12 protein-coding genes and 1 tRNA gene are annotated in these 12,516 nt (G+C 42.3%); 5 read left to right on the top strand and 8 right to left on the bottom strand.

Annotation, left to right across the window (positions count from 1 at the left end):
* Positions 1-649: 649 nt before the first annotated feature.
* The 3 genes from R7Z47_RS06405 to R7Z47_RS06395 all read left to right on the top strand — a co-directional run bounded on the left by R7Z47_RS06405 (position 650) and on the right by R7Z47_RS06395 (position 2,486).
* Complete coding sequence (locus R7Z47_RS06405; RefSeq protein ID WP_017633652.1) at positions 650-1,291, top strand: murein L,D-transpeptidase catalytic domain family protein; 642 nt, start codon at positions 650-652, stop codon at positions 1,289-1,291.
* 326 nt (positions 1,292-1,617) lie between these two features.
* Positions 1,618-2,076, top strand: a complete 459-nt coding sequence (locus R7Z47_RS06400) for a hypothetical protein (RefSeq protein WP_017633653.1) — start codon at positions 1,618-1,620, stop codon at positions 2,074-2,076.
* 86 nt (positions 2,077-2,162) lie between these two features.
* The gene (locus tag R7Z47_RS06395) at positions 2,163-2,486 is read left to right on the top strand and encodes a hypothetical protein (protein ID WP_005373158.1); all 324 of its coding nucleotides are present in this window, start codon (positions 2,163-2,165) and stop codon (positions 2,484-2,486) included.
* 125 nt (positions 2,487-2,611) lie between these two features.
* Here R7Z47_RS06395 and R7Z47_RS06390 read toward each other — a convergent pair whose 3' ends face one another.
* The 3 genes from R7Z47_RS06390 to R7Z47_RS06380 all read right to left on the bottom strand — a co-directional run bounded on the left by R7Z47_RS06390 (position 2,612) and on the right by R7Z47_RS06380 (position 4,386).
* Positions 2,612-3,292 carry a DedA family protein gene (locus R7Z47_RS06390; protein WP_054577812.1) on the bottom strand — a complete coding sequence of 227 codons (681 nt, stop codon included), beginning with the start codon at positions 3,290-3,292 and terminating at the stop codon, positions 2,612-2,614.
* A 50-nt stretch (positions 3,293-3,342) separates the two neighbouring features.
* Entirely contained in the window at positions 3,343-3,780 is a 438-nt protein-coding gene (locus R7Z47_RS06385; RefSeq protein WP_234499406.1) for a hypothetical protein, read from the bottom strand.
* An 87-nt stretch (positions 3,781-3,867) separates the two neighbouring features.
* The gene (locus tag R7Z47_RS06380; protein ID WP_053304498.1) at positions 3,868-4,386 is read right to left on the bottom strand and encodes a DUF4136 domain-containing protein; all 519 of its coding nucleotides are present in this window, start codon (positions 4,384-4,386) and stop codon (positions 3,868-3,870) included.
* Between the two features lie 371 nt (positions 4,387-4,757).
* Here R7Z47_RS06380 and R7Z47_RS06375 point away from each other — a divergent pair.
* A tRNA-Gly gene (locus tag R7Z47_RS06375) sits at positions 4,758-4,832 on the top strand.
* A gap of 16 nt (positions 4,833-4,848) precedes the next feature.
* Here R7Z47_RS06375 and R7Z47_RS06370 read toward each other — a convergent pair.
* Both R7Z47_RS06370 and R7Z47_RS06365 read right to left on the bottom strand, forming a co-directional pair.
* Positions 4,849-5,706, bottom strand: a complete 858-nt coding sequence (locus R7Z47_RS06370) for a sterol desaturase family protein (RefSeq protein ID WP_005373167.1) — start codon at positions 5,704-5,706, stop codon at positions 4,849-4,851.
* A 7-nt stretch (positions 5,707-5,713) separates the two neighbouring features.
* Positions 5,714-6,724, bottom strand: coding sequence for a DUF2804 domain-containing protein (locus R7Z47_RS06365; protein ID WP_053307607.1), 1,011 nt, complete (start codon positions 6,722-6,724; stop codon positions 5,714-5,716).
* A gap of 305 nt (positions 6,725-7,029) precedes the next feature.
* Here R7Z47_RS06365 and gdhA point away from each other — a divergent pair, with 305 nt between their 5' ends.
* Entirely contained in the window at positions 7,030-8,382 is a 1,353-nt protein-coding gene (gdhA, locus tag R7Z47_RS06360) for an NADP-specific glutamate dehydrogenase (RefSeq protein ID WP_017633658.1), read from the top strand.
* A gap of 75 nt (positions 8,383-8,457) precedes the next feature.
* Here gdhA and R7Z47_RS06355 read toward each other — a convergent pair whose 3' ends face one another.
* From R7Z47_RS06355 to R7Z47_RS06345, 3 genes are all read right to left on the bottom strand, one after another.
* A complete protein-coding gene (locus R7Z47_RS06355) occupies positions 8,458-8,925 on the bottom strand; it encodes an OsmC family protein (protein ID WP_017820322.1) in 468 nt (155 codons plus the stop codon).
* A gap of 99 nt (positions 8,926-9,024) precedes the next feature.
* Entirely contained in the window at positions 9,025-11,382 is a 2,358-nt protein-coding gene (locus R7Z47_RS06350) for an ATP-binding protein (protein ID WP_256902736.1), read from the bottom strand.
* Positions 11,375-12,343 (bottom strand): cytochrome-c peroxidase, encoded by a 969-nt coding sequence (locus R7Z47_RS06345; protein ID WP_017820324.1) that lies wholly within the window; start codon positions 12,341-12,343, stop codon positions 11,375-11,377. Before R7Z47_RS06345 ends, R7Z47_RS06350 begins: the two co-directional genes overlap by 8 nt.
* Positions 12,344-12,516 lie beyond the last annotated feature (173 nt).

The raw sequence follows: 12,516 nt of genomic DNA, 5'->3' as shown, positions 1-12,516 counted from the left end.
TGTACCCTTCCTTATGTAATCGAATAAATTAGAAAATAAACAGTAGCACGCGTCACTTCACTTTTGTTGAGCTCATCACCCTCACTTAAATGATACATTCACAAGTTCAATTTTTGAACGACTTAGACTTAGCTTTGTCAATCGTGAATTAAAAACAACCGATTCACCGCTGTTTTACTGCCTTTTCTTACCACCCTGTTGTTTATTCATACATTATAAATGCACTTATACACATAACGATTCGGCGTTACGATTTGTTACGAGTTAAGTCACAAACTTTTGAGGTATTGGATAAAGTGTAGAAAAAGAAAACACATTGAAATAAAAAGAGTTTCTAAAGTACGAAAAATAAAACGCCGTTTTTATAAATTAGCAACTTCACAAATATCCTTAAACACAGTTTTATTAATTACATATATCAGATATTATTTACGCCGAAGTTTATAGAAACCATCGTTAAACTTCATATTTTATATAAGTTTCAATCAGTTAGTTTTTAACTCGAAAACTTATCGTCAACCCAATATCAAGCACCTAAGCGTGCAATAAGAAACATTGGGAATAGAATTATATTGATGTGCATGTTGTTTTAACGAATGCATGAAGCAATCGGTAAATTTGTAACACCATAGAGTTTTATTTAGCCAAGATGAAAAAATTAATTATATTATTTACATGTGCGCTGTTGTCTGTATCACCTTTTGCTTTTGCAAAACAATCAGATAACGAACCCAGGGATCATTTACGACCAAAGCAAGTTGAACATGTGTTTAAACAAGCCAAGCTAGATGGCATAGTAGACTTTAAGTTGTTCAGTGACGCTTACATCGCTTATCAGAAGACACCCGATAGAAAGAAGTCGGTACTAACGATCATCGACTATAGTAAACCATCAACTGAAAAGCGTTTTTATGTGGTGGATTTAGATAAAAAGAAGCTAATCTACAATACGTATGTTTCTCACGGCGTGAACAGCGGAAAGAAAACAGCGACACAGTTTTCAAATGTCGTGAACTCGCGAAAAACATCATTGGGCACTTTTTTGACTGATACCACTTACTACGGCTCAAATGGCTATTCACTTCGATTAGATGGGCTAAGCTCTGGATTAAACGACAAAGCTCGCGAGCGTTACATTGTCGTGCACGGTGCCGATTACGCAAACCCTTCCTTCATCAAGAAGAATGGATACCTCGGACGCAGTTGGGGTTGCCCTGCTTTGCCAGAGAAGTTGTCTCGCGAGATCATTGACACCATAAAAGGCGGCAGCGTTATTTACGCAAGCGCATAATATCGATGCGACACATATGGGGAAGAAAAAGAAGATTCTATTTCTTCCCTAGTAATAATCCTGTTAGCTTAATCGTCCTGTGCAACGACTCTCTTTCCATTTTCGCTTACTCGAAAGCGAAAATTATTGTGTTATTCGCTGATATACCTAAGTGCGATCAGAAAACTCTGTTCATCCCCCTTCCATCTCGTTAGTATACGCTGAGTTGATCAGACACTGGCTTTCATCGTTATCATAGTTCCACTAAGATTCCTTAATCATGGTGGGTAACTGTGGCTTTATATGTTTAGGGTTACTTCTTGCGTTATCTACACCGTTTATTATTGATGCTTTCTTTGTCCCTGCTCTCAGGGCTCATCACAGCTTCATATGCGCATGAGTGGCACCACACCAAACATTACACTTCCGAGCGCCTACTTAAACTCTCTCAACAGGACGATTTTGAGCTAGCACACACTGATTTTCATGCCTCAGCTTCTCTGAGCTCTTGGGGTTCAGAAAGTTACTACCTACATATAAAGCGCGAGTTGTTCGGGCTTGTCTCCTGTCGCCGAACATCAGCTACTGATGGCGTTTTATCATCAGATTTTACTCCTGATTATTTTTTACTTATTGCTTTCTCTTCTCCACCACTACTGGAGTTGGCAAAACAAGCATCTCGCTTACCTCTAGACAGTTATGGCGGACTCATGAGTCAACGCTCTCTTTATCGCCTCTCAGGAAGAAAGGAAGCGAACTTAATGTACGTCTTTACTCATGGTCGCAACGCCTTCTCTGTTGTTTAACTTTTTATGACATACAGAGAACACGAAAATGTAACGATAAGAACCAATATGCTCATTGTTACTAGAACCAATTTGAGGTCCATATAATGACAAGAATCGCTACAACCATCGCACTAGCATTACTATTTGCAGCGGGCTCAACCTTAGCAAACACAGAAACTAAGCCAGAAGAAATGAGTAACGACACTCTGTTAGAGTGTGCCAACGTTTCTAACGCACGTATTGCAGTTCCGGAACACAGAGCGATGTTCAGACACTACTTAATGTCTGAGAGAGACTACAGCTTTGACCAGCTATCGTCTGCCGAACTTGAATTTAAAGCAGCAGATAAGAATGAGTCTGAAGTAGAGAACATCTACAAGTCTCAGTGCAAAGAAGTTGGCGAATACCTATATAGCATTGGCTATTAAATTCGAAACCCTAACGACACTCAAAAAGAAAGGCGCAATGTATGCGCCTTTCTTTTTACTGACAAAAACCTGTCGATTAGAGGTCTAATCTGCATACAAGCTTAAAAGTGCAAATCAAAGTAAACTTATTGGGAAAACTCTGACACATCCTTGGGTTTACAGGTCGCTCGACGTGCTTTAACAAACAAGAAACTAAGCACTCCAATCACAAGAGTAATTATTGGTGCCGCCATTAATAGCATTGTGATTGCTTTGCTCATATTTTCTGGTAGCAAAGGAAGTAATGAACCAAAACCGCATAATATCAGCGTCCATAAAATCGCACTCAGCCACGCAAAGTAATGGAATTTACTAATACGTTTCACTCGCAACCCCATCATTAATGGCAATAGGGAACGAACAACCGGAATAAACCGCGCGCACAAAAGCGCAACCAATCCATGTTTACTGAGTAATACGTCGACTTGTTCCAAACGCTTTTGAGGAACCGCACTCACCCAGCCTTGAACCTTAGGTAAGCGATTTAGCCACTTGCCTTGTAAATAAGCCGCCCAACTTCCCAACCCCGCACTAACAGCTATCACCAACATGATCATAATTGGGTCAAGGACGCCAACCGCCGCCAGCGTACCGGATAATACGACGACACTGTCGCATGGGAAAGGTGCAGCAGGAATAAAACCACTTTCCAAAAAGATACTCACAGCAACAACAAAATAAACCAAACCTGCACTGCCTGGCGCCATTAACGCCGTGAAATCTTGATGCCAAAAAGCACTCAAGACCTGAATGATCGAATCAAACATAAACCGCTCCTAAGCATAATTAACCAAAAGTTGCAAAAACATGGAATGTGTTAGCGAGCATGTATAAAGCGGTATATGAAATTCGACTCTTTTCTCACGCCGATTCTGTATTTAGAGTGAGTAAAAATACTTTCAATACAACAACCTAAAGCCTCATTACCGATGCGTTTTAGCCGCTTCATCGAGTAAATTGCCGAACGATGCGCCCACCATGCTACATCAAGCATTTCAAACCATTCGGGTTCTACATCGTCGTTCGAGCTCATTTCCTTAGCATGGCTAACCCTCAATACATTCCGGCTGTTTAAACTCGGAAAGTCTTGCTGTATTGAAGAGATGGGATGTTCTGAAAAGTGCTTCGACTTAGCGTCAACAGCGATATTCTGGTTATGAACGGAAAGAAAATTTGGGTGTGAGTACGCAAGGCTCATGCTCGGAGCCAACAAGCAGAAAAGTAGTCCGAGTAAAGCAATCAGAGTCGTACGCACAAAGGTAACCAGAACCAAAATGATAAGTTCTTTTAACCCTGTGCGTAACTATTGGCAATTAGTATTCTTAATCGTTAAGAATACTAATTATTTTTCACCGTAAGGGTAGCTTTCAAACATCTTCGCGATTTCTTCTTGGATGAGAGATTCTCTTTTCTCAGAGCTCATTGACTCAGACAGTTTACGACTTGAAACGCCTTTCCAAACGACTTGATTAGCCTTTGCATCAACCAGTTCAACCACCAACTTCCCATACTTACGCTCTTTATATCTTTCTGGGCTTGAAGTGATCACACCAAAGCTATTCCAGCCATAGCCAAAGCTCACCGACGATCCTGAAGAAACAAGCTCGGATTCTTCTACGATATCATGATGTACGTAAAGGTCACCGCCACTATTTACCTTATTTAAACCCTTACCCTCAAGCTGTTCAGCAAGCCCTTGCTCAATACGTCGACCATCAATACTGGTAGGAGCTTCCGCCTGAGCACCGAAGTCAAACGTTCTGTAAGCTGAAAAGTCGGCTTGTTTATCTACATCGGTTGTCACGGTCGTACAAGCAGATACCAGCATCACCACCAACCCTAATATCAAACCTCTCATCATGTTAAATCTCCTTTGGTTAAGCTGACTGTTTCAGCAGAATTACCCTGTGTTATACATACGCATCAACAGTAAAAAGTAATCATTTCAATATCTAGTCTTGACCATGAAACGTGACTGTTCAATAAACGAGATTAACCTTTGCACAAAAAATCTTGAATATCATCAACATCTAAACACCTAAGAATTCGGTGTTTACGACCTAATTGGAAGCCTCTAGGCTTAGTAACGAAATCGCGAGTGCCACAAAAAACCAGAGACAATGAACACTTTAACATCAGTCCGCTACTTTTTTAGGCAACTGACAAACATTTGATGAGAAAAGACTTTTCTTTTTCGTCCAGTGTGGCATATTAACCGAGTCCTATCGATGCGCGGGCATCGTATAATGGCTATTACCTCAGCCTTCCAAGCTGATGATGCGGGTTCGATTCCCGCTGCCCGCTCCAATCTCTTTATCTCAATTTACTCATAAAAATCCGATGGCGGAGCGAACAAACGGCGGCAGCGTTGTTTCCATGATAAGTTTGGTCGAGTTACGTCATAAAACATGTCTTTCCATTCTGCAAACGTCACGCGGATGGGATTAAAGCTGTTTACAGGTTTAGAAACCCCATACCGAACCGTTTCCACCTCTGGTTCAAACGTTCCGAACATTCGATCCCAAATAATTAATACACCCGCATAATTTTTGTCGATGTACTGACGGTTCACACCATGATGAACGCGATGGTGAGACGGCGTGTTAAATACCCACTCTAGTGGCCCGAGCGAACGAATTGATTGGGTGTGAACAAAAAACTGTAAGCCCAGATTAAACAACACAACGAAGACAACCCATTTTGGCTCAAAACCAATAATCACCAAGGGCAACCAAAAAATCCACATCCCCGCTAGCGGATACATTAAACTTTGACGAAAGGCGGTACTGAAGTTCATTCTTTCCGAACTGTGATGAACAACGTGCGCGGCCCACATCCAACGAATACGATGGCTAGCCCGATGAAACCAGTAATAGAAAAAATCTTGCAGGACAACAAGTAAAAGAAAAGCTGAGACGCTCATTTCGATATCAAACAAACGCCAATCAAACCACCACAAATACAACTGAGCAATCAGTAAACCCGTGAGTATGTCTGTCGCTTGGTGTAAGCCCGCAAGAACAAAATTACACGCTACTTCAGGGAAGTAATACGTTGCGCTTTCAGGCAAGCGTCCCCTTCTTTGTCCGAACCAATATTCGGCAAGCATGCAGAAAAAGAAAACTGGAGCCAGAATCATCAGAAGTAATTCTGGGCGGTCCATCAACTGCGTCCAATCCATTGTGTTTCTACCATTTTGCATAGTGATCTTCAGTAAGACCCATAACTTCTTCTAACTGATGTTTGATGCCATTTCCATCGATAAGATAGCCAGAGAAATAACCGATATACTGACGAAAGTTACTTTTGAGAAGCCAAAAATTTTTCTTCTCTGAGCGTCGATTCAAAGGCGTGAACTGTAAGTTAACTCGTTTATCTTCAGACGTAATATGCCACTTTTGCCCTTCATCACTTCGTGAAAACTGAAACTGCACAGGTTGCAAAAAGTGACGCTGACCATTAATCCACAATACATTTTCGCAATAGCCAGTTTCATTAACGCCAGCTGCCAAGTTCAACCCCAGACGCCTGTCATCCTCAAAGCAATTGATACTCGCCCAGCGCCAACTTGTTTCTCGCCGCATGTACCCAGCGGAAAAATCGTAACCAGCAGCCACCTCTGAAAGATCTTGCTCTTTTCCTAATATGAACAAGTTACCGTCTACTGCTAACGCATTGTGCTTCTGAGTATATGTCCAACCCGCATAACCTGTTGGCGTACACAACATTAATGGCAAACTCATGTTTTCTGGACGTAAATAGAGATCCGCATTGACTGACTCTGTCACAAAGTGGACGTGCCAAATACCATCCTTAATAGAAAACTGAACTCTTTTGTTAGCAAGATGGGCAAGACTGCACCAACTGGAAGGCTGAGTTTGATAACCTATATTAAAAGGTTTCAACCATTGTTGCTCAATCAACTTATTCTTTTTAATATCAAACAGGTAGCAAAAGCCGGATGCTAAATACCGTATATCAGCAATCGCTACTCCAATGACGTAATCAGGTGTGACCAAATTGACGAACTGAAACTGCTTATAATCGCGGTAACGGCGCCACTTAGACACTGGCTTATCCATCTCATCGAGGTAAGTAAATTTATCTAGCTGTAACGATGTTGGAATTCCATCAAGGTGGCCAAACGCTGGTAGACCATTCTGCTGAATAAACGAGTTCAGAACCTTAAGCTCATCCATATAGTTGTCTTTTCACAAGTTATCACACACACAAACTTTAACATGACGTTAACATAAACAATTTGCGTAACTGCACAACAACATCGACTAAAGTGATTTCTGCTTGTTATATGTGAAACTGATCACTCAACCACCCGCTTACTTAGCTCGCCCTACCTATCTCAACCAACACTGCCTGGGTTAGAAGCTGCACATTCTCATCCGCAGGAAAGACCACTACAACCATTGAATCTTGGTCAAAATCACTATTTAATGGAAATACATTCATATAAACTGATTGCTTATTCACATCAAGGAAGAAATCTATGTCATACATACACGATACTATTGTTGCGTTGCAACACAGTAGCCCTGCGCAAAAAGAATTTTACCAAGCGGTAGAAGAAGTATTAACTTCTCTCGCGCCGGTAATAGAAGGCAATAATAAATATAAGGAACAAGCGATTATCCAGAGGATCGTCGAGCCAGAACGTCAAATCATGTTTCGAGTTCCTTGGGTTGATGATGCTGGAAATGTGCAAGTAAACAAAGGTTATCGAGTTGAATTCAACTCTGCTTTGGGGCCGTACAAAGGAGGATTGAGATTCCATCACTCAGTCAATGCGAGCATCATAAAATTTCTCGGCTTTGAGCAAATCTTTAAAAACGCACTGACTGGCCTTCCTATCGGTGGCGGCAAAGGCGGTTCAAACTTCGATCCTAAAGGAAAATCCGACGGCGAGATCATGCGATTTTGCCAATCATTTATGAACGAGTTGTACCGTCATATCGGTCCTGCCACCGATGTTCCCGCAGGCGATATCGGCGTCGGGGCGCGCGAAATTGGCTATATGTTTGGTCAATACAAACGATTGACGGGGCGCTACGAAGGTGTGCTTACAGGCAAGAGTCTGCTTTGGGGGGGCTCACTCGCCAGAAAAGAAGCGACAGGATATGGCGCCGTCTATTTTGCAGAATGCATGCTCAACGACCGCAACGATTCATTGAAAGGGAAAACTTGCCTCGTTTCTGGTGCTGGCAACGTGGCTATCTACGCCATTGAAAAACTGTACCATATGGGAGCAACGCCGGTTACATGCAGCGACTCTCGAGGTACGATCTATCATGAGCACGGTATTGATCTTAAGCTCCTCAAACAACTGAAAGAAGTGAAAAGAGCAAGCTTAGAAGAATATTTAGAAACTTACCCTGAAGCAGAATACACACCAGAGGGCGACTATCCTAATGAAGGGCATGCTGTTTGGCGATATCAGGCTGATGCTGCCTTCCCTTGTGCGACTCAAAATGAATTAACGTCAGACGACGCACTGGCTCTTATCGAAAACGGATGTATTTTGATTAGTGAAGGGGCGAACATGCCAACCACCCGTGATGCTGCCAATATTATCGTGGACTCAGACATAGCTTATGGGCCTGCCAAAGCAGCCAATGCTGGCGGTGTTGCAACCAGTCAACTTGAAATGGCGCAAAACGCCAGCATGCAAAACTGGACGTTTGAACAAGTGGATAGTCAGTTGCAAACCATCATGAAAAATATTTTCATCAATGCAAACGAAACCAGTAAAGAGTTTGGCCAACCTGGAAATTTAGTTTTAGGCGCCAACATTGCAGGCTTTAGAAAAGTCGCTGATGCAATGATTGAGCAAGGTGTCGTCTAGATGAACGAGCCAGCAGGATGACTGCTGGCTTAATATAACTCTGTAATAGGCCGCGCTTTCGATAAAGAGCTTCACTTAATTCGCAATAAGCGTTGTCACTTCTGTTTTAACGGAGTTGGCGATAAAGCAATTCTCATGGGCCATGTGGTGCAGTTTTTCTAATTGAGATGGTGTCGGTTGTTTTTCACCTGAAAATGTTATCTTAGGGTTTAACGTTACCTTTGATACCCACTCTTTTCCGTTTTCGCCTTTTTCAAGCTCCCCTACCGCTTCATCGAAGTAACTGTCCACAACATAACGTCGCTTTGCTGCAATAGACAGGAAAACGAGCATATGACAACTAGAAAGTGCCGCGACAAACGCTTCTTCTGGATCAACGTTTTCTTCTACGGATAGTGGTAATGGCACTACGTGGGGAGATGGAGATGCTGGGACTTGCAACCCTCCATCAAATTGCCAAATGTGTGCCCGACTATACTTATTATCACTAAACTCTTCGCCAGCTTTACGATGCCATTTGATTAAAGCGGAATGCTTACTCATTCTAACTCCCTGATTTTCCGACGACGAATCAACACTATCCGTCCTTGCCACAGTAAACCACAACAAAATGAGTTAAGGAAAGCATCGCACTCACAGGGACTATAAAATCTGTTGAGGATCGGCATTGTTCTTCTGGATATCATCCAAAAGTCTATGAGACTGATGGATGTTGACCTGTAACCGATTGATCAGCATCTGCAACTGCTCAATCTCGGGACTTTGGTTGGCTTTAAGTTGAGTTTCCAGGGCCTCCGTTTGGCTCGCCAAAATAGGTAAACTTAGGTTCAGTGCCATCCCTTTCGTTTTGTGCAACGTCAGCTCTAATGAAGCAAAGTCTTCAGCCATAAAGTATTCAATAAGTTCATCAACCGAAGTCTCAAAATCGACAATAATGCTTTTTAGCAACTCGTCGAGCGCTTCTGGCTCATCTCGTAAAGAAGTAAACATGCCTGAATGGGAGAGTTCTTCCTCTGTTAACCTTAAGTTCTCGATTGGCTTACGTTGCAATTGAAGCACATTGCTGTCACTCGTTAGTGGCGGATTCTGTTTCGGTTCGAGTCTGGCGGCAAACTGTTTGAGAGCGTCTGAAAAGCTCTCATGCTGTAGCGGTTTCGTAAGCACATGGTCTGCTCCTGCTTCAATAAAGCTATCGTGAGCTTCACGAAATACGTCTGCCGTGTACGCAAAGAGTAATGTCTTGATACCTAACTCTTGTCGGATAACGCGTGTCGCCTCAACGCCATTCATCTCGGGCATATGGTTGTCCATCAAGATCAGGTCGTACTCGTTCTCTTTCGCCTTTTTAACCGCGATTAATCCATTTTCTGCAACTTCCACTTCATGCCCAAGCTTTTCGCAAAACCCTTTTGCCACAATGGCATTCACACGGTTATCATCAGCAAGTAGTATCTTTAAATGGTTTGATTTTGCGCGAGGTTTCGGTGCTTCTTGCTGCTTTTTCGGAGCAGATTCTACCCAAGGAATCGGCAACTCAACGATAAATTGACTTCCAACGCCTTCTATACTCTTCAGAGTAATATGGCCACCCATCAAATCGGTTAGTTTTTTGACGATGGCTAACCCAAGCCCTGTTCCGCCGAACCTTCGAGTCGTTGATGAGTCTGCTTGCTCAAACGAGTTAAAAATATGCTCGTGCTTGTCTGGCGCAATACCAATACCGGTGTCGCTCACGCGCATGACCAACAACTGATTCGATTCATCTAACTCGGTTCTAACCAGCACATGCCCTTCATTGGTAAACTTCACCGCGTTACCGGCGAGATTAAACAAGATCTGTCGTAAACGCGCACAATCCCCAGTAAATTCAGTATATTCAGAAACCTCGTTTTCCAAGATTAACTCGATATTTTTTTCATCAACAAGTGGCTTTATTGCGCTACACACTGGAGAAAGCACTTGATCGAGCTTAAACTTAGCTTGCTCAAATTCCAGTTTGTTTTCTTCAACTTTAGAAAAATCCAAAATATCGTTGAGGATAGTCATCAGATGCTGGCCAGAGTCAAGAATAACCCTAATGTGCTCTTTCGTCGTCGGCTCTTTGGTCTCTTCTGCAATCATTTGAGAAAGCCCTAGTACACCATTCATCGGCGTCCTTAGTTCGTGACTCATTGCAGCGAGAAAATTTGATTTCGCTTTTGCCGCTCGCTCGGCTTTGTTTCTCGCCTCTTCAATTTCAAGATTCAACTGTTTTAAGTTATGCATTCGGTGATGTGACTGATAAACAAACGCGCTAACTAGAAACATCACCGCAATAAATACAAACAACCACGTAAAACGCGCCTCACTTTGAGCAATATTGAGTAACCGATGCTCTGAGCTTTCGACAAACTCAATATAAGTGTGATCAAGCAGTTCATTCGTCAGCAATTCAATTCTTTTATCACTCGTTTGAAGCCGTTTAAGGAAGTTCGCTTCCTTTTCACTCTCAACTTCAGTTTGTGTTAGAAGCAACTGGTTGAGAAATTCAAAATAACGACTGCCACCCAATGATTGACCGCTCTCGATAGAAACCTCTTGCTGATATAAATTGAACAACATGAGTAATGCATACCGATTTTCTACCTGAACACCAATTAACATATCAAGCTTCAACGTTGTTTGAAGCACTCGCTCCTTAAACTGTTCAAGCGTATCCCTAACTTTTATACGATTGGGTGTCACGGGAAACCAAACTGATGCCTTTGATGATTCCAACAGTGCCTGTGCTGCGATTTCTATCTCTACTAAAGATGTTGTTAACTCATAGTTTTTTCTATCTTCAACGGCATATCGGTTCACGATAACATCACGCTCTTCAATCAACTCATGTCCGATGTTCATTAGCTCTGCATGAAATTCTTGAGCGTTTTTTGAGTTCATATACGACATATACGCCAGTGTGCAGCACGTCAGTATCCCAATAAAAAAGCAAAAGTTGATCAGTTTGAATTTATTCATTTTCCAACACCTCTAAAATTATGGGTCTAGGTGCTGTCAACGACTGCAAGAATGCTTCAATGTCCGCGACATTCTCATCGTTCATCGTTATACCGAGCTGGGTTTTAGCCATGATTTGTATCGCGTCGGATAACTTATCGACTTGCCCATTATGAAAATAAGGACTCGTTAGCGCGACATTGCGTAAACTGGCTACTCTAAAATAGAATCGCTCTTCATCTTCTATCGTAACGAGTTGCCTGCCCGAGTCCTCTACTACTGGCTTATCCTTGAAATAGGCGAACCTTTGGATCATCGCTCCACCGATATTTTTGCCCTGATGACACTGCACACAACCTGAAGTCTGAAATGTTTTCCAACCTCTGATTTGCTGTTCACTCAGTACATGCGTGTAACCCAATAAGTAAGCATCGAATGGTGCGCCAGGCGTCTGCAGCCCTTCAACAAACTCCACAATAGCGGACTTGATATTATGAACGTTAATCGGCAATTCACCGTCACGATTAAATAGCGCTTGATAATGTTCACTCTCTTTTACATATTGCTCTATCGTTTGCCAGTTTGAGTCCATTTCCATTGGATTATGGATTGGACCATCTATCTGAGCCATCAAGGTGTTTTCCGTACCATCCCATAAAAAACGATAATTTAACGCTGCATTAAACACTGTTATAGAATTTCTAATTCCATCACCTTTCACCCCCGTAGAGACTGGTGTATTTTCAGCTCCATTGGTTTGCAGATTGTGGCATGTCGCGCAGCTGACATTACCATTTGACGATAATTGAGGATCGCGGAAGAGATGCCAGCCAATTCTCGCTAGCTTAATATCCACATTAGGATCACCCTGTATGGGCTGAACTAGGGAGATATCACCTAACATCTTCGCGTTTCTTGCGGTTGTTGTTTGGCTCAAAATGAGTGTTACAACAGCTAGTGCGATTGCGCTGAATTGCCTCATCAACTACATACCTTAAACTTGTCATTGATATGAATTTAGTTGCACTTTGGCGTTTTTTCCACCGACAGGAAGTTGAAAAAACGAGTTAAGTATTGCTTTGTTTAAGGCTTTGGTTGAAGAGGGAGTAATAAGGCGAATAGGAAGAAACCGATCGCCTTATGAGTAGCTAACGT

The sequence above is a fragment of the Vibrio sp. 1641 genome (genome assembly GCF_033339995.1).
Classification (GTDB): domain Bacteria; phylum Pseudomonadota; class Gammaproteobacteria; order Enterobacterales; family Vibrionaceae; genus Vibrio; species Vibrio alginolyticus.
Note: the sequence above shows the minus strand (reverse complement) of the source record. Positions and strands in the feature narration are given on the sequence as shown.